This window comes from Streptomyces sp. NPDC050806 (assembly GCF_055586425.1).
In genome coordinates this window covers 423,707-440,319 of the sequence record NZ_JBVJIF010000002.1, presented here as the reverse complement: position 1 = coordinate 440,319, position 16,613 = coordinate 423,707, and the positions used below count along the sequence as shown (strand labels likewise).

Here is a 16,613-nt window from a genome sequence, read left to right as displayed (position 1 = left end):
GCGAGGGCCGGGCCGGGGCAGCCCCCGGCCGGACGGCCGGCAGGCGGGGCGGGCGGGGCCGGGCTCAGCCCAGGGAGCCGTACAGCTCCGGGCGGCGGTCCTTCAGGTACGTGTTGGCCTCGCGGGAGGCCGCGAGGAAGCCGGGGGCGACATCACCGAGGACCGTCTCCTCGCCGCGGCCGGCGCGGGCCCGCACGACCCCGTCGGGCCCGGCCAGCGTGGAGAGCCCGACGAACTCGAACTCGCCCTCCGGACCGGTGCGGTTGACGTAGGCGATGTAGAGCTGGCTCTCGAAGGCACGTACCGGGATCAGCGACTCGGCGACGAACTGGTACGGGTGCATCTGGGCGGTGGGCACCACCAGGAAGTCGGTGCCGGCCAGCGCGTGGGCCCGGACGTTCTCCGGGAACTCCACGTCGTAGCAGATCATGAGGCCGATCCGGACGCCGGCCAGCTCGGCCTGGACGACGGGCCGGTCGCCGGGGGTGAACATCTCCTGCTCGAAGCAGCCGAAGAGATGCGTCTTGCGGTAGTTCGCGAGCCGAGTGCCGTCCGGGCCGATCAGCTGGACGGAGTTGTACACCGTCCCGCCGTCGCGCTCCGGGTAGCCGTAGGCGACGGCGATGCCGTGCTCGGCGGCGATCCGGGCGATCTCGTCGGCGCTCTCGCCGTCGGCGGGCTCGGCGAGCTCACGCACGCCCGAGCCGATGGCGTAGCCGGTCAGGTACAGCTCCGGGCAGGCCAGCAGCCCGGCGCCGGCCGCGGCCGCGTCCTCGGCGGCCCGGTCCAGCGCCTTGAGGTTGTACGCCACATCGCCGGGCCGTCCCGAACTCTGGAGCAGGGCGGTGCGCAGCGCAGACATGGGACCCCTCGAATGGTGCGTACGGGCTTTCGGAAGACGTAATGACGGTACGGTCCGCGGCGCAAGTGGTACAAGGCTGCACCATTGCGCTTCACGTACCGATGTGTTGCGCCTTCGGAGCCCGTTCCGGCGATTCGTTGCGCCTTGCCGCGCACAGCCGTGGCGTCGGGCCCCTGCGGGACGGGAGCGTCAGACCGGGGAGCCGGAGGTGAAGCGCCGCAGGAGGGGCGAGAGCACCAGGACGGACTTGGTCCGCTCGACGAAGTGCTCGCCCGCGATCCGTTCGAGGACCCGCTCGAAGTGCCGCATGTCGGCGGCGAAGACCTGCACGAGGGCGTCCGCCTCACCGGTCACAGTGGAGGCGGACGCCACTTCGGGATAGCGCGCGAGGCCGCGGTGAATGGCCTCGGGCGAGGTGTTGCGACGGCAGTACAGCTCGACGAAGCCCTCGGTCTCCCAGCCGAGCACCGCCGGGTCCACCCGCACGGTGAACCCGGTGATCGCTCCGTCGGACCGCAGCCGGTCCACCCGGCGTTTGACGGCCGGCGCGGAGAGCCCGACCTCCTGGCCGATGTCGGCGTAGGAGCGGCGGGCGTCCTCCGCGAGGGCGTGGACGATGCGTTCGTCGAGGTCGTTCAGTCGCACGAGGGGTGGTTCACTTCTGGTCGGTGGCCAATCGGGAGCGGCGCATGCCGTAAGCGAAGTAGAACACGAGACCGGCCACCATCCAGACTCCGAACACCACCCAGGTGACCACGTCGAGGCTGCCCATCATCCAGAGGCACAGCACGAAGCCGATCACGGGGAAGAGCGGCGACAGCGGCGTACGGAAGGACCGCGGCATGTCGGGGCGGGTCTTGCGGAGCACGATGACCGCGACGTTGACCAGCGCGAACGCGAAGAGCGTGCCGATGCTGGTGGCGTCCGCCAGCTGGCCCAGCGGCACGGCCGCGGCCAGGATGCCGCAGAACAGCGAGACGATCACGGTGTTGGCGCGGGGCGCGCCGGTCTTCGGGTGGACCTTGGAGAAGACCTTGGGCACCAGGCCGTCGCGGGACATCGCGAAGAGGATGCGGGTCTGGCCGTAGAGCACGGTCAGCACGACGGACGCGATGGCGACGACGGCGCCGAAGGCGAGCAGCACGGCCCAGAAGCTCTGGCCGGTCACGTCCTTCATGATCCCGGCGAGCGCGGCCTCGGTGCCGGAGAACTTCTGCCACGGCAGCGCACCCACGGCGACGGCCGCGACGAGGCAGTACAGCGCGGTGACGATGACCAGCGAGAGCATGATGGCGCGGGGCAGGTCGCGCTGCGGGTTCTTGGCCTCCTCGCCGGCCGTGGAGGCGGCGTCGAAGCCGATGTAGGAGAAGAAGAGGGTGGCGCCCGCGGCGCTGACACCGGCCATGCCCAGCGGCATGAAGGGGGCGTAGTTCCCGGCCCGGATGCCCTGGAAGGCGACGCCGCAGAAGAGCAGCAGCGCGGCGATCTTCACGGCGACCATGATGGCGTTGGCCCGGGCGCTCTCCTTGGCGCCGCCCAGCAGGAAGACCATCGCGAGCAGCACGACGAGCAGGGCCGGCAGGTTGAAGATGCCGCCGTCGCCGGGCGGTGCGGCGATCACTTCGGGGATGGTGAAGCCGAGCGTGCCGGACAGCAGCTCGTTGAGGTACTGCCCCCAGCCGACCGCGACCGCGGCCACCGAGACGCCGTACTCCAGGATCAGGCACCAGCCGCAGACCCAGGCGACCAGCTCGCCGAGCGTGGCGTACGCGTAGGAGTACGAGGAGCCGGAGACCGGGATGGTGCCGGCCAGCTCGGCGTAGGAGAGCGCCGAGAAGAGCGCGGTGATGCCCGCGATCACGAAGGAGATGATGACGGCGGGGCCCGCGTCCGGGACCGCCTCGCCCAGCACCACGAAGATGCCGGTGCCGAGCGTGGCGCCGATGCTGATCATCGTCAGCTGCCACATGCCCAGGGAACGGCGGAGGGTGCCGCCCTCGCCGTGGCCTGCATCGGCCACCAGGTTCTCGACGGGCTTGCGCCGCATCAGGGTGCCGAGCGGCCCGGGGCGGGACGGAGGCTGCTGCGGCTGGGGGTCGCTGCCCTGAGGGGCTGCGCCGTGGTCCAACACTGGGGTGGCTCCTTTTTCGCTGCCGACCAGGCGGCGGTGACCGCGGCGGGCCCGCACACGGGCAGCACGAAGCAACCCGCACGGGAACCGCCGAGCGGACGGTCCCCGCCACTCCACGTAACTAACTTGCCTGACCTTAAGGCCCGCGCGTGACCTGCCGTAATGCGGGTTCTTTGCGCATTCGCGCATGATCCTTGCGCACCGCGCTCCACGGCGGCCATTTGTTGCGCGGCAGCGGCGTGTTGAGGCCGTGGAATCGAAGGAAGGCGCCGGCGGCCGTACGGCCGTACGGGCACGGAAGAGAGCGATCTCACTCGGTGACGGCGCCGCGCGGACGCGAACGGGCCCGGCCCCGCGCGAGGTGCGCGCGGGGCCGGGCCCGTGAGAGGCGTCGAGTGCGCCCGCTACCAGCTGTTGTGCAGCGGCTTGCCCTCGGCGTAGCCGGCGGCGCTCTGCACGCCGACGACGGCCTTCTCGGCGAACTCCGCGAGGTTCGAGGCGCCCGCGTAGGTGCAGGACGAGCGCACGCCCGCGATGATCGAGTCGATCACGTCCTCGACGCCGGGCCGGGCCGGGTCGATGAACATCCGGGAAGTGGAGATGCCCTCCTCGAAGAGGCCCTTGCGGGCCCGGTCGTACGCCGACTCCTCGCTGGTGCGGTTGCGCACCGCGCGGGCCGAGGCCATGCCGAAGCTCTCCTTGTAGAGCCGGCCGTCGGCGGTCTGCTGGAGGTCGCCGGGCGACTCGTACGTACCGGCGAACCACGAGCCGACCATGACGTTGGACGCGCCGGCGGCGAGCGCCATGGCGACGTCGCGCGGGTGCCGGACGCCGCCGTCCGCCCAGACGTGCTTGCCGTACTTCTTCGCCTCGGCGGCGCACTCCAGGACGGCGGAGAACTGCGGGCGGCCCACGCCGGTCATCATGCGGGTGGTGCACATCGCGCCCGGTCCGACACCGACCTTGATGATGTCGGCGCCGGCCTCGATGAGGTCGCGGACGCCGTCGGCGGCGACGATGTTGCCCGCCACGATCGGGACCTGCGGGTCCAGCGCCCGGACGGCCCTGACCGCGCTGATCATGGATTCCTGGTGGCCGTGCGCGGTGTCCACCACGAGGGTGTCCACGCCGGCGGCCAGCAGCGCCTTGGCCTTGCCCGCCACGTCGCCGTTGATGCCGACGGCCGCGGCGATGCGCAGCTTGCCGTCGGCGTCGGTTGCCGGGGTGTACAGGGTCGCGCGCAGCGCGCCCTTGCGGGTGAGGATGCCGACCAGCTGGCCGTCCTTGCCGACCGCGGGGGCGAGCTTGCGGTTGGCGGCGTCGAGCCGGTTGAACGCCTCGCGGGGGTCGATGTCGGCGTCCAGGACCAGCGGGTCCTTGGACATGACCTCGGCGACCTGGGTGAAGCGGTCCACGCCGGCCAGGTCGTGCTCGGTGACGATGCCGATGGGGCGGCCGCCCTCGACGACGATGCCCGCGCCGTGCGCCCGCTTGGGCAGCAGGGACAGCGCGTCGGCGACGGTCGCGATCGGCGAGAGCACGATCGGGGTGTCGAAGACCAGGTGCCGCCGCTTGACCCAGCTGACGACGTCGGTGACGACGTCGATCGGGATGTCCTGCGGGATGACGACGAGGCCGCCGCGGCGCGCCACCGTCTCGGCCATCCGGCGGCCGGCGATCGCGGTCATGTTCGCCACGACCAGCGGGATGGTGGTGCCCGTTCCGTCGGGCGAGGAGAGGTCCACGCCCTGCCGGGAGCCGACCGCGGAGCGGTTCGGCACCATGAACACATCGTCGTACGTCAGGTCGTACGGCGGCTTCAGATCGTTCAGAAATCGCATGCTAACTCTCTCACCTGCGGTTGTGCTTCGGTAGCGGGCGGGGAGTCAGCACCGGTCCGGTGGCGGGTACGGCTGTGCCGGCAGCGGATCAGGCATCAAGCTCCTAGTCCATCATCGCCGATCGGGCACCGGATTGACGAGCCTCGGCCGCCGTTCGGGCAGGTTCTGTGTCATCACCCGACCGGCGCTCTCATCGGCTGTGGTTTCGCCCGAAATTGTGGCCGTGAAGGTAAACCCTGTGCATACGGACTGCTCGCGGAGCGACACGCTCCCGTACCGTGCCGTGATGATCAGAAAAGCACTCCTCGCGTCGGGCATCGCCGGCGTGTCCCTCGCGACCGTCGCGGCCACCGTCGCCTTCGCCGACGGCACGGAGCGGCCGGCCGCCGCGAAGTCCGGGTGGCAGAAGGTCGGCGACGGGATGACCGGCGGCGTCAGCGGGCTGGCCGTCGCCGGGTCCGAGCACGGCCGCATCGACACGGTCGTGGCGCGGGACAACAAGGAACCGGGCCAGGCCCGGCTCTCGGCCGTACGGCTGGAGCACGGCCACGCGCCCGTCGTACGGGACCTGAAGTGGGCCGGGAGCGAGGTGCCCAAGGACCTGGAGTCGCTGGACGCGGTGCCCGGCCGGCCGGGCGAGTACACCACGCTGAGCAGCGGCGACAGCGGCAAGTTCCGCCCGACGGTCTACGGCCTGAAGGTGAGCGGCGGGACGGCGACGGTCCGCTGGTCGGCCGCGCTGCCGGGCACCGGGCACTACAAGGGCGACGACACGCAGAACTACGAGGCGTTCGCCGTCCACCGGGACCGGGCCACCGGGAAGGACGTCGCCGTCTGGGCGACCCGGGGCAGCAACGGCACCGCTTCACAGGTGCGGGCGGCCGTACTGCACCCGTCCGCCTCCGCCGCGAAGACCGTGTTCTCGCACGTCACCGACCCGGTCGCGTTCCGCGCGCCGTGGCCGGCACAGGACGAGGTACGGCACATCAGCGACGTGAAGATCGCGTCGGACGGGACCGTGCTGCTGTCCGCCGCGCAGGACCCGAACAAGAACTCCGGCCCGTTCAGCTCTGCGGTCTTCGAGGCCGGCCGGCTCACGGTCGGCAAGGGCCGCCCCGAGCTGAAGCTGAGCAAGCCCAAGGAGCTCCGCCGGTACACGACGGCGGACAACCGCAAGATCGAGGCGGTCGCCCTGCTGCCCGGCAACCGGGCGCTGTGGGGCACGGACGACGAGGACTTCGGCGGCTCGGTGCTGCTGGACCACGTCGCGGACTGACCCGTTCCGGACGACCGGCCCGTTCCCGACGGCGGGCCCGCGGCGTAACGCACCGGAAACGCCGCCTCGGCAGAATCCCCGCCATGAAGATCGAACAGGTGGCCTGGGAGGACCCGGACGCGGCCGTGCTGCGGGCCCGCCAGCGGACGGAGATCGCCGAGATCTACGGGACCCCGGACAGCGAACCCGGGGTCCCGCCCTCGGCGGCGGACATCACCGCGTTCTTCGTCGCGTACGAGGACGACGGCACGCCGGTGGGCTGCGGCGGGCTGCGCGACCTCGGCGACGGGACCGGTGAGGTCAAGCGGATGTACGTGGTGCCGGACCGGCGCGGCACGGGCGCCGCCCCGGCGGTCCTGCGCGCCCTGGAGGAATGGGCGCGCGGCCGGGGCTGGGACCGGCTCCGGCTGGAGACCGGCGACCGGCAGGACGCCGCGGTGCGCTTCTACACCCGCGCGGGGTACACCCGCATACCGAACTTCGGGGCGTACGCGGGAGTGCCGTCGTCGTGGTGCTTCGAGCGGGCGCTGTAGCGCGGTCCGTTACGGCCGCTCAGCGGCGGGCCGTCGCCGGGCCGCCCGCGTCGCGGGTCAGCAGCACGGCCAGCCCGGTGTCGGTGTCCCGCCAGCGGGCCACCGCGTCCGCGAGGACCGACTCCGCCACGCGCCACTCGTCGGGCTCGGCGGCGGCGTACCCCTGCCAGGCCCGTACGGCCAGCAGCCGGCCGCCGTGCTCGGCGGGCCACCAGGACAGGTCCGCGAGACAGTCGGCGAGCGCGTCCCAGTTGGCTCCGAACCAGGACGGCAGGCGCAGCGCCGCCGCGGCGCGCGTCATGAACTCCGCCTTGTCGGTGACGCCTTCGAGGTCCAGCACCGTGCCCTGCCAGCCCGCCGCCAGCGCGGCGTCCAGCGCTTCCTGCACGGGCCGGCCCGCGGGCCAGGACAGCACGCCCGGCAGCGTCCGTCCGTCGAGCACGGCGGACAGCGACCTGGGCACGCCGTCCTTCTCGGTGCGGGCGCCGTCGCGCGGGCCGGCACCCTGGCCGGGGACTCCGGGGGTATCGGGCATGCCGTGATGCTGTCACAGCCCCGGCCGCGGCGCCGGACGAACGGCCGCCGTACGGATCACCTCGTACGGCGGCCGGGGCGGCCCGCCGGCGTCGGTCAGGAGCCGTCCGGGTCCGCGCGGTCCAGGGCCGGGCGCGGCCCCGGGTCGGACTCCAGCAGGAGGTGGTCGGCGGCGGCGGTGTCCGTGACCAGGCTCGTGACCAGGCCGGACTTGAGGACCGCGCCGATGGCGTGGGCCTTGCGGTGCCCGCCGGCGATCGCGACCACCTCGGGGATGCGGCGCAGCCGGTCGGCCTCGACCGTGATGCAGCGCTCCCCCAGGTCGCGGCCGATGCGCCGGCCCTCGGCGTCGAAGAGGTGCGCCGACATCTCGGCGGCGGCGCCGAGCGAGGCGTAGTGCTCGCGCTCGCCCTCCGAGAGCATGTCGTACACCGTCGAAATGCCGGGCGCCCAGGAGCCGATGGAGACGCAGGCGACGGTGACCTTGTCGAAGTAATCGAACGCCCGCGCGATACCCGTCTGGCCCCGCAGCGCCGCCGCTGTGGCCGAATCCGGCAGCAGCATCGGCGCGTAAATGGGGTGCGCCTCGCCGCCGGAGACATCGGCGGCACGGCGTACCGCCTCCACCGAGCCGCGGTCGGCGGTGCCCGCGTCGTACACACCGGTCAGCTGGACGACCGTGCACGGCGGCAGCCGGTGCAGCGCCGAGGCCATGTGGATCGTCGCCCGGCCCCAGGCGAGGCCGAGCACGTCGCCCTCGGTGACCAGCTCACCGAGCAGGTCGGCGGCGACCTCACCGAGGTTCTCCGGGTCGGGCGCGTCGTCGGAGTCGGCGGCCGACTCCACGACGACGGCGTGCCGCAGGCCGTACCGGGCGCGCAGCGCGTCCGAGCGCTCGGCGTCCAGTTCGGCGGGGACCCGGATCTCGATCCGTACCAGGTCACGCTCCAGTGCCGTCTCCAGCACCCGCGCGACCTTGAAGCGGCTGACGCCGAACTCCTCGGCGATCTGGATCTTGGATTTGCCCTCGAGATAGAACCGGCGGGCCATGGCCGCAGCCTGCACCAGCTCGGCGGGGCCCATCCCGGAATGTGGGCGGCTGGCAACCACGAAAATCTCCCCTACTGCGCACCTGATCGACTCTGCGCTCATCCTTCCAGAAACCCGAGGTCGGCGTGGACCGTGACCGCTCGGTCCGCGATGAACGCTGCGTGGCCGCGAGGTCAACCCCCGTCGCCCCGCGGCGCCGCCCCGGGCGGGCCGCGCCGTGCGCGCGGCCCCGGCCGCGTCAGTGCGCGCAGCCCCAGCCGGCCGCCGCGGTGGCGGCGTCGGCCTTGTCCCGCAGGTCACGGACGGCCTTCGCCGGATCCTCGGCGCCGTACACGGCCGAACCCGCGACGAAGACGTCGGCACCGGCCTCGGCGCAACGCTCGATCGTCTTCGCGGACACCCCGCCATCCACCTGGAGCCACATCTCCAGGCCGTGCTTGGCGATCAGCGCGCGGGTGCGGCGGATCTTCGGAAGCATGATGTCGAGGAACGCCTGCCCGCCGAAGCCCGGTTCAACCGTCATGATCAGCAGCATGTCGAGCTCGGGGAGCAGATCCTCGTACTGCTCGACGGGCGTGGCGGGCTTCAGGGCCATCGAAGCGCGCGCGCCCTTGGCCCGGATCTCCCGCGCGAGGCGGACCGGCGCGGCCGCGGCCTCGGCGTGGAAGGTGACCGAGCCGGCCCCCGCCTCGACGTACTGCGGGGCCCAGCGGTCCGGCTCCTCGATCATCAGGTGGCAGTCGAGGGGGGTGTCGGTCGCCTTCCGCAGCGACTCCACGACGGGGACGCCGAGCGTCAGATTGGGCACGAAGTGGTTGTCCATGACGTCGACATGGAGCCAGTCCGCGCCCTCGACGGCCTTCGCCTCCTCGGCGAGCCGGGCGAAGTCGGCGGACAGAATGCTGGGGTTGATCAAGGCCATGCCACCTAGTATGTCGTGACCGCGGCGACAACCATAAGCGGGTCAAGGACGCGGACCACCGCCGTCCCGCACGGCACGCTCCCGGTCGGCCGCGCGACGGCCCACGGCGGCCAGCAGCCGCTCCCGGTGCCCGGCGTCGGCGGCCAGCGCGACCCCCGTCCAGGCCATGGCCACGGCGCCGTCCAGTACCGCACGGTCCGCGCCCGCCGAGGTGCCGGCAGCGGCGAACTCCTCCGTGTGCTGCCGGGCGCCGCCGGTGTCGTAGCCGATCATCGGGTGGATCGTGGGCAGCAGGTGCGAGACGTTGCCCATGTCGGTGGAGCCGGTGCGCTGCGGCGCGCGGCCGACGGTACGCCCCAGGGCCTCGGCGGCCCCCGCGTACAGCTCGGCGACGGTGGTGTCCTGCCGCAGGTCGGCGAAGTCGTGCCCGTGCGGCTCCACGCGCAGTTCGGTGCCGGTGGCCAGCGCGCCCGCCTCGAAACAGGCGCGTACCCGCTCCTGCAGCGCGCGCAACTGCTCCAGCGTGGGCGACCGCGCCTCGTACCGTGCGGCGGTCCTGGCGGGTATGACGTTGGCGGCCTGCCCGCCGTCGGTGACGATGCCGTGCACGACGCTCTCCGGGGGCAGCTGCTGGCGGAGCAGGCCGAGCGCGGTCTGGGCGACGGTGAGCGCGTCCAGCGCGTTGCGGCCGTCCCAGGGCGCTGCCGAGGCGTGTGCGGCGCGGCCGGTGTACGTGAGGTTCCAGGAGCTGATGGCGAGCGAGCCGTTGCCGACGGTGTCGGCGTCGTTCGCGTGCACCATCATCGCGACGGCCACGTCGTCGAAGAGCCCGTGCTCGATCATGTCGACCTTGCCGCCGCCGTCCTCCTCGGCCGGGGTGCCGAGCAGCTTGACGGTGATGCCGAGGTCGTCGGCGACGGCGCCGAGCGCGAGGGCCGCGCCGAGCGCCGCGGTGCCGTTGACGTTGTGCCCGCAGGCGTGGCCGATGCCCGGCAGCGCGTCGTACTCGGCGCACACCCCGATCACCAGGTCGCCGCTGCCGCGCACCCCGGTGAAGGCGGTGGGCAGCCCCGCGACGCCGCGTTCGACGGCGAAGCCGGCCCGCTCGGCGAGCCCGGCCAGCGCAGCGGCCGACCGGTGCTCCTCGTAGGAGAGTTCGGGGTCGGCGTGCAGCCGGTGGCTGAGGCCGACCAGCTCCTCGCGCCAGGACTCGGCGGCGTCGCGTGCGGTGCGGTGGTGGGCGGTGAGCTTCATCGGTGTGCTCCTTCGGGTGCGGTGGCGTACGGGGCGGTGGCCGGGGCGCGGCGCAGCCCGAGGACGGCGAGCGCGGCGGCGACCCCGGCGACGGCGCACAGCGCCCAGCCGGTGGTGTAGCCGCCGAGGGCGACCCGCCCTGCGGGGCCGGTGTGTGCCGCGAGCGCCGCGCCGAGCACGGCGGATCCGACGGCCGCGCCGAGCGACAGCACCAGTTCGTTGACGCCGGCCGCGGTGGCGGTCTCCTCGGGGGCGACCGCCTCGACGGTCAGCGTGCGGGTGACGGACTCGAAGAGGCCCAGCGCGACGCCGATGAACAGCGACGCGACCAGGTAGTGGGCGAGCGCGGTGTGCAGGGCGACGAGCAGGCCGAAGCCGACGGCCGCGGTGACGCCGGCCGCCGCCACGGTGACCCGCTCCCCCAGCCGCCGCAGCAGTACCGGGCTGAGCGCCGAGGCGGCCACGCTGGCCAGCGTCATCGGGAGCAGCGCCCAGCCGATGGCGCCGGCGTTCAGGCCGATGCCGTAGCCCACGGCGTCCGGCGCCGCACCGAGGAAGGTGGCATTGAAGGCGATCGACCCGATGGTCACCGCCGCGACGCAGAAGGTCACCACGCTGAGCACGGCCACCCGCGGATTGCGGAACATCCGTACGTCCACGAGCGGCTGCGCCACGCGCAGCTCCAGCGCCCACCAGCCGGCCAGCGCGGCCACGCCCACCAGCCCGCAGCCCACGGTCGCTGCCGACGCCCAGCCCCAGGTGGCGCCCTGCGCCAGCGCGAGCACCACGCCGACCAGGCCGACGGTGAGCAGCACGAAGCCGGGTACGTCGAACCGCCGGGCCGCGGGCGCCGTCGCCCCGCCGTCCGGCAGCAGCCACCCGGCGGCCAGCCCCAGGACGCCGGCGCCGACGCCGATCCACAGGCCGAGCCGGGCGTCGCGCGCGCCGACCGCGCCGGCGACGATGCCCGCACAGCCGACGGCCAGGAGCAGGGCGCCCACCAGGACGCCGATGCCGCGCCGGGAGGCCGCCTCGCCCTGCTGGTGGCGGAGGATGCCGATCATCAGCGGCATGAATCCCACGACGCCGCCCTGGAGGGCCGCGCCGAGCGTCAGGAAGGGCAGCGTGGGCCACAGCGCCATGACGAGCGAGCCGAGCACGACCATGACGATCGAGGCACGGAGGAGCCGCCGGTGGCCGAAGCCGTCGCCGAGCCGGGAGAGGACCGGGGTGAGCACGGCGCAGCTCGCCATCTGCACCACGATGATCCAGTTCTGCTGGGCGGTGCCGAAGCCGGCCTGCGCGCCCAGCCCCGGGAGGATCGGCGGCAGGTACTGCTGCGTGGCACCGCTCGCGACCTCGACGAGGGCCATCGAGGCGAGCATGGCGCGGGGGCCGAGCGGGCGTGCGGGTCTGACTGTTCTGTTCATGACAGAGACCTCGGTTCGGGAAACGGCGGTACGCGCTTCAGGGCAGGCCGGAGCGGCGCCCGGAGGCGTACCGAAGGGGGGAGGATTCAGGAATCGGCGCCGGGTCGCGGCAGCCGCGGCACGCTCCCGGCGAGCGCGAGGTCGACCATGACCTCGGCCTGGGAGGCGAGCAGCGCGTCCGCGCGGACCTCGGTACGGAACATCACCGTGCCCGACCACATGTCGATCAGCAGGTCCACGTCGATGTCCGCGGGCAGATCACCCCGGGCCACGCCGCGCTGGACCGCGGCCCGCGCGTACTGCCGTCGCGGCCCCAGCACCTCGGTACGGAAGCGCTCCAGCACGGCCGGGTCGCCGATGGCCGCCCACAGGGACGACAGCAGCCTGCCCCGGCTCTCGCCCACGTCCTGGACGATCTGCGCGAAGAGCATCCGCATCTCGCTGCGGGTGTCCCCGAGGTCGGGGATGTGGTCGACCGCGGCGTTCCGGATCAGCAGCTCGCCGACGAGCGCGGACTTGTTGGCCCAGCGGTGGTAGACCGTCTTACGGGTGACGCCGGCCCGGGTGGCGACCTTCTCGATCGTCAGCTCCGGATACCCCAGCTCCGCGAGCAGCTCGGCCGCGGCGTCCAGGACCCTGCCGTCCAGCTCGGGGTCCTTGGGACGGCCGCCGCGGGCCGCGGGGCGGTCGGCCCCGCCGGGCGTGCCGGCATCGGTCTTCGGGGTACGACGCGAGCTCATGGTGGCACTCCGCAGCGGCAACGGGAGAGGGAGCGGCGGCCAGGGCGCGCCGGCAGGGCAACAACGTATGACCGTCCACGCCCCTGGTCAATACTTCAACGGAAACACTCTGTTCCCTAACCCGGAAACAACAGCCCCACATAGACCCCACAAGCTCCCGACTTCGGGAACAGAGCGTTCCCCAACCCCCTCAGGCCGTGCGGCGCAGCAGGGCCAGGTACATCGCGTCCGTGCCGTGCAGATGCGGCCAGAGCTGGACGTCGGGCCCGTCGCCGAGCGCGGGGACACCGGGCATCAGCGGCCGGGCGTCGACCGGCTCGGCGGCCACCGCGCCGCGCTCCTTCAGCACGTCGTCCACCACCGCGCGGGTCTCCGCCAGATGCGGCGAACAGGTCGCGTACCCGACCACCCCGCCGACCCGTACGGCCCGCAGCGCCTGCCGCAGCAGCTCGCGCTGGAGCGGCGCGAAGCCGTCCAGGTCCTCGGGCCGGCGGCGCCAGCGGGCCTCGGGACGGCGGCGCAGCGCCCCCAGCCCCGTGCACGGCACGTCCACCAGCACCCGGTCGAAGGAGCCGGGCCGCCACACCGGACGCGTGCCGTCCGCGGCGATCACCTCGTACGGCCCCGGGTTGCCCGCCAGCGCCCGCCCGACCAGCCGGGCGCGGTGCGGCTGCTTCTCCGCGGCGAGCAGCGCGGCACCCCGCTCCGCCGCCAGCGCCCCCAGCAGCGCCGCCTTGCCACCGGGCCCCGCACAGGCATCCAGCCACCGCGCGTCGGCACCCTCCACCGGCGCATTGGCCAGGGCCACCGCGACCAGCTGGCTGCCCTCGTCCTGCACACCCGCACGGCCTTCCCGTACGGCGTCCAGCGCACCCGGCTCGCCACCCTCGCTGAGCCGGACCGCGTACGGCGACCAGCGCCCGGGAAGCCCGTTCTCCTCGCCGACCGCGTCGAGCAGCTCCTCGGCGGTGGACCGGCCGGGCCGCGCGACCAGCGTCACCTCGGGCCGCTCGTTGTCCGCCTCCAGCAGATCCTCGATGCCGGCCCGGCCACCGCCCAGCGAGTCCCACAGCGCGGAGACGACCCACCGCGGATGCGAGTGCACCACGCCCAGATGGTCTTCCGGGTCCTCGTCGTAAGGCGGCGCGACCCGCTCCAGCCACCCGTCCAGATCCTCGGCGGCGATCTTCCGCAGCACCGCGTTGACGAACTTCGCGCGCCCGTCCCCCAGCACCACCCGCGCCAGCTCCACGCTCGCGCTGACCGCGGCGTGCGTGGGAATGCGCGTACCGAGCAGCTGGTGCGCGCCCAGGCTCAGCACGTCCAGCACGGGCGGGTCGACCTCCCGCAGCGGCCGGTCCACGCACGCCGCGACGATCGCGTCGTACGTGCCCTGCCGGCGCAGCGTCCCGTAGACCAGCTCGGTGGCCAGCGCCGCGTCGCGCGCGTCGAAGTCGCCGCCCTCGCGCGCCTTGCGCAGCAGCGGCGGCAGTACGAGGTTCGCGTACGCGTCCCGCTCGTCGACCGCGCGCAGGGCCTCGAACGCGAGGATGCGTACGGGGTCCTTCTTCGGCCTCCGATAGGGCTTGCTGCCGGGACGACGACGAGGCTGGTCGCTCACGAGTAAGGTGCTCCGCTGCTGACGAGGATGAATCCCACCCAGCCTACCGTCGCAGCTGATCGCCCCAGCCGCCCTGGATCATGGTCTGGAACGCCCACCCCCCGTCCCGCCTGACCAGCACGTCCGCGTACCGCACCGACTGCGACCGCCCGCCCACGGTGAACACCGCGTCCGTGAACACCACGACGATCCCCGCACTCAGAAAATGCGGCGTACGCGTCGATTCGAACGTCACCCCACCTCCGTCCCCCATCACTTCCGCCATCGTCCGCACGAACTCCGCACGGCTCCACTGCGCCGCGCGGCCGTTCCCGTCCGAGTCGTCACTGACGAGGTTGAGCGGAAAGACGGCCATGTCCGCCATCCCCTCGACGTCCACCCCGGCACTCAACGCGTCGTACCGCGCGAACCACTCCTCGACCTCCCGCAGATCCTGCTCGGTAGGCACGTAACCCGCCGCCTCGGGCACAACGAACTCACCCACAAAGCCCCCTCTAATCAAACTTGACTAGCCACTCGCAACCCATGCCCACCCAACCACCTAGTCAAACTTGAACAATAACCGGACGGCTCAGCCGCCGACCCGCTCCCCGGCCTCGATCCGCACGCCGCGCGCCCAGTCCGCCGCGGCCATCGGCTTCTTGCCCTGCGGCTGCACCCACTGCAACTGCACCGCGTGGCTGCCGGTCCCCACGAACACGGCCTTCTTCGTCGCCTCGATCTCGCCGGGCTCCAGATCCGTACGGTCGGGCAGCGGCGTCACCGCCATCACCTTCAGCCGCTCGCCGCGGAAGAGCGTCCACGCACCCGGCGCGGGGGCACAGCCCCGGACCACCCGGTCCACCCGCAACGCGGGCGCCGACCAGTCGATCTTCGCGTCCTCGACCTCGATCTTCGGCGCGAGCGTGACCCCCTCGGCCGGCTGCGGCACCGCCTTCAGCGAGCCGTCCTCGATGCCGTCCATGGTCGCGGCGAGCAGCCCGGACCCGGCGAACGCCAGCCGCGTCAGCAGATCACCGCTGGTGTCCGTGGCCCGCACCTCCTCGGTCAGCACCCCGTAGACGGGCCCCGAGTCCAGCCCCTCCTCGATCTGGAAGGTGGAGGCGCCGGTCACCTCGTCGCCCGCCAGCACCGCGTGCTGCACGGGCGCCGCGCCGCGCCACGCGGGCAGCAGCGAGAAGTGCAGGTTCACCCACCCGTGGGCCGGAATCTCCAGCGCGGCCTTCGGGAGCAGCGCGCCGTACGCAACGACCGGGCAGCAGTCCGGCGCGATCTCGCGCAGCCGGGCCAGGAAGTCCTCGTCCCGCGGCCGGGCGGGCTTGAGCACCTCGATACCGGCCTCCTCGGCACGCTGCGCGACCGGACTCGCGACGAGCCTGCGGCCGCGCCCGGCCGGCGCGTCCGGCCGGGTCACGACGGCCGCCACCTCGTGCCGGTCCGACGCGATCAGGGCGTCCAGGGCGGGAAGGGCGACCTCGGGGGTGCCGGCGAAGACGAGCTTCATGGGTGGCGTACTACCTCTCAGCGCTGCGGAAGGACACACCAGTCTATGGGGCGTCAGACACGGGGGCGTACGGGTTACCGCGCGCCCCAGCTGAAAGCTCGTACGCCCCCATACCGTGACCCCACCCGGCGCTGTCGCGTTGGTCAAACGACATTGACCACACCGGGCCGCCCAGCCGGTCCACGCATTCATTTTCCGCATCAACGCCGGTTCGAGAGGCTTGTACATGGCCGACCACGCAACCCACGACGCCCAGGCACGCGCCAGTCTCCATCTACTGGTGCGGGACATCGAGCGGGTCCGCCGGCAGGTGGACGCACTGCGTACGCTGACCGCACAGCTCGGCAACGTCTACCGTCCGCGGCGCACCGGCCCGTCCACGGGCTTCGTCGTGTACGGGCGCGCCCCGGCACCCACGGTGCGCCTCGCCCAGGAGCTGCGGGACAGCGTCGAAACGCTCGTCACGGCCGCGGTCGACTTCGACCGCTCGCTCGGCTTCTCGTGGGACGCGGTCGGCTCGGCACTCGGCGTCACCAAGCAGGCGGTCCACCGCCGCTACGGCGTCCGCCGCCCCGCTCCCCAGCCCTCGGCCGACGCCCAGGACACCTCCCGCGCCACCGAAGCCACCCCCCGCCCGGTCTCCGTGGCCCCCGCCATGCCGCCCGCTTCCGTCCCCGCGGCCCGCGCCATGCCGACCCACCCCACCCAGGACCGCCCCAACGCCTTCCCGGGCCCCCGCAACGGCTGACGGCCGCCGGCCTGTAGCCCGTTCCGTACGCCGACACGACACGGGCCATGGCCACCGCGAGCACCACAACGCACCGCATTTTCTCCCACCAACGGGAGGGGGTGGGCCGCAGCGGGTGGGGGTTCGGACGTAAAGCGAAGCAGTCCGAACCCCCACTCGCGGAGGCC

16 protein-coding genes are annotated in these 16,613 nt (G+C 73.0%); 3 read left to right on the top strand and 13 right to left on the bottom strand.

Features of this window, described 5'->3' with window-relative positions:
- Positions 1-64: 64 nt before the first annotated feature.
- The 4 genes from ACZ6WH_RS07440 to ACZ6WH_RS07425 all read right to left on the bottom strand — a co-directional run bounded on the left by ACZ6WH_RS07440 (position 65) and on the right by ACZ6WH_RS07425 (position 4,834).
- On the bottom strand, positions 65-862 hold the full coding sequence (locus ACZ6WH_RS07440) for a carbon-nitrogen hydrolase family protein (protein WP_469726690.1): 798 nt from the start codon (positions 860-862) through the stop codon (positions 65-67).
- 189 nt (positions 863-1,051) lie between these two features.
- Positions 1,052-1,507 (bottom strand): Lrp/AsnC family transcriptional regulator, encoded by a 456-nt coding sequence (locus ACZ6WH_RS07435; protein WP_432851767.1) that lies wholly within the window; start codon positions 1,505-1,507, stop codon positions 1,052-1,054.
- A 10-nt stretch (positions 1,508-1,517) separates the two neighbouring features.
- A complete protein-coding gene (locus ACZ6WH_RS07430) occupies positions 1,518-2,993 on the bottom strand; it encodes an amino acid permease (RefSeq protein WP_469726689.1) in 1,476 nt (491 codons plus the stop codon).
- Positions 2,994-3,397: 404 nt separating this feature from the next.
- Entirely contained in the window at positions 3,398-4,834 is a 1,437-nt protein-coding gene (locus tag ACZ6WH_RS07425) for a GuaB1 family IMP dehydrogenase-related protein (RefSeq protein ID WP_469726687.1), read from the bottom strand.
- A gap of 286 nt (positions 4,835-5,120) precedes the next feature.
- Between ACZ6WH_RS07425 and ACZ6WH_RS07420 the strand changes: the two genes are divergently transcribed.
- A complete protein-coding gene (locus ACZ6WH_RS07420) occupies positions 5,121-6,110 on the top strand; it encodes a hypothetical protein (RefSeq protein WP_469726685.1) in 990 nt (329 codons plus the stop codon).
- 83 nt (positions 6,111-6,193) lie between these two features.
- Positions 6,194-6,643 (top strand): GNAT family N-acetyltransferase, encoded by a 450-nt coding sequence (locus tag ACZ6WH_RS07415; protein WP_432851773.1) that lies wholly within the window; start codon positions 6,194-6,196, stop codon positions 6,641-6,643.
- Between the two features lie 19 nt (positions 6,644-6,662).
- Here ACZ6WH_RS07415 and ACZ6WH_RS07410 read toward each other — a convergent pair whose 3' ends face one another.
- From ACZ6WH_RS07410 to fmt, 9 genes are all read right to left on the bottom strand, one after another.
- Complete coding sequence (locus ACZ6WH_RS07410) at positions 6,663-7,178, bottom strand: barstar family protein (RefSeq protein WP_469726684.1); 516 nt, start codon at positions 7,176-7,178, stop codon at positions 6,663-6,665.
- 95 nt (positions 7,179-7,273) lie between these two features.
- Positions 7,274-8,260, bottom strand: coding sequence for a sugar-binding transcriptional regulator (locus tag ACZ6WH_RS07405; protein WP_469727208.1), 987 nt, complete (start codon positions 8,258-8,260; stop codon positions 7,274-7,276).
- A gap of 205 nt (positions 8,261-8,465) precedes the next feature.
- The gene (gene rpe / locus ACZ6WH_RS07400) at positions 8,466-9,149 is read right to left on the bottom strand and encodes a ribulose-phosphate 3-epimerase (RefSeq protein WP_361562241.1); all 684 of its coding nucleotides are present in this window, start codon (positions 9,147-9,149) and stop codon (positions 8,466-8,468) included.
- Between the two features lie 42 nt (positions 9,150-9,191).
- A complete protein-coding gene (locus tag ACZ6WH_RS07395; RefSeq protein ID WP_469726682.1) occupies positions 9,192-10,403 on the bottom strand; it encodes a M20 family metallopeptidase in 1,212 nt (403 codons plus the stop codon).
- Positions 10,400-11,833 carry an MFS transporter gene (locus ACZ6WH_RS07390; protein ID WP_469726680.1) on the bottom strand — a complete coding sequence of 478 codons (1,434 nt, stop codon included), beginning with the start codon at positions 11,831-11,833 and terminating at the stop codon, positions 10,400-10,402. The genes ACZ6WH_RS07395 and ACZ6WH_RS07390 overlap by 4 nt, the downstream gene beginning before the upstream one ends.
- An 86-nt stretch (positions 11,834-11,919) precedes the next feature.
- Positions 11,920-12,573, bottom strand: a complete 654-nt coding sequence (locus ACZ6WH_RS07385; RefSeq protein ID WP_469726679.1) for a TetR/AcrR family transcriptional regulator — start codon at positions 12,571-12,573, stop codon at positions 11,920-11,922.
- 190 nt (positions 12,574-12,763) lie between these two features.
- Positions 12,764-14,194 (bottom strand): RsmB/NOP family class I SAM-dependent RNA methyltransferase, encoded by a 1,431-nt coding sequence (locus tag ACZ6WH_RS07380; RefSeq protein ID WP_469726678.1) that lies wholly within the window; start codon positions 14,192-14,194, stop codon positions 12,764-12,766.
- A 43-nt stretch (positions 14,195-14,237) separates the two neighbouring features.
- Positions 14,238-14,678, bottom strand: a complete 441-nt coding sequence (locus tag ACZ6WH_RS07375; RefSeq protein WP_469726676.1) for a nuclear transport factor 2 family protein — start codon at positions 14,676-14,678, stop codon at positions 14,238-14,240.
- An 87-nt stretch (positions 14,679-14,765) separates the two neighbouring features.
- A complete protein-coding gene (gene fmt / locus ACZ6WH_RS07370) occupies positions 14,766-15,698 on the bottom strand; it encodes a methionyl-tRNA formyltransferase (protein WP_469726675.1) in 933 nt (310 codons plus the stop codon).
- A gap of 226 nt (positions 15,699-15,924) precedes the next feature.
- On the opposite strand from fmt, the gene ACZ6WH_RS07365 reads away from it, so the two are divergent.
- Positions 15,925-16,446: a hypothetical protein gene (locus ACZ6WH_RS07365; protein ID WP_469726673.1), complete on the top strand. Its 522-nt coding sequence runs from the start codon at positions 15,925-15,927 to the stop codon at positions 16,444-16,446.
- Positions 16,447-16,613: the final 167 nt, after the last annotated feature.

What these genes read in the sequence shown, in the direction of transcription:
- ACZ6WH_RS07420 (WP_469726685.1), top strand. Translation starts at nt 5,121, where the DNA reads ATGATCAGAAAAGCACTCCTCGCGTCGGGCATCGCCGGCGTGTCCCTC.
- ACZ6WH_RS07365 (WP_469726673.1), top strand. Translation starts at nt 15,925, where the DNA reads ATGGCCGACCACGCAACCCACGACGCCCAGGCACGCGCCAGTCTCCAT.
- ACZ6WH_RS07385 (WP_469726679.1), bottom strand. Translation starts at nt 12,573, where the DNA reads ATGAGCTCGCGTCGTACCCCGAAGACCGATGCCGGCACGCCCGGCGGG.
- ACZ6WH_RS07425 (WP_469726687.1), bottom strand. Translation starts at nt 4,834, where the DNA reads ATGCGATTTCTGAACGATCTGAAGCCGCCGTACGACCTGACGTACGAC.
- fmt (WP_469726675.1), bottom strand. Translation starts at nt 15,698, where the DNA reads ATGAAGCTCGTCTTCGCCGGCACCCCCGAGGTCGCCCTTCCCGCCCTG.
- ACZ6WH_RS07390 (WP_469726680.1), bottom strand. Translation starts at nt 11,833, where the DNA reads ATGAACAGAACAGTCAGACCCGCACGCCCGCTCGGCCCCCGCGCCATG.
- ACZ6WH_RS07440 (WP_469726690.1), bottom strand. Translation starts at nt 862, where the DNA reads ATGTCTGCGCTGCGCACCGCCCTGCTCCAGAGTTCGGGACGGCCCGGC.
- ACZ6WH_RS07395 (WP_469726682.1), bottom strand. Translation starts at nt 10,403, where the DNA reads ATGAAGCTCACCGCCCACCACCGCACCGCACGCGACGCCGCCGAGTCC.
- ACZ6WH_RS07415 (WP_432851773.1), top strand. Translation starts at nt 6,194, where the DNA reads ATGAAGATCGAACAGGTGGCCTGGGAGGACCCGGACGCGGCCGTGCTG.
- rpe (WP_361562241.1), bottom strand. Translation starts at nt 9,149, where the DNA reads ATGGCCTTGATCAACCCCAGCATTCTGTCCGCCGACTTCGCCCGGCTC.
- ACZ6WH_RS07410 (WP_469726684.1), bottom strand. Translation starts at nt 7,178, where the DNA reads ATGCCCGATACCCCCGGAGTCCCCGGCCAGGGTGCCGGCCCGCGCGAC.
- ACZ6WH_RS07405 (WP_469727208.1), bottom strand. Translation starts at nt 8,260, where the DNA reads ATGGGCCCCGCCGAGCTGGTGCAGGCTGCGGCCATGGCCCGCCGGTTC.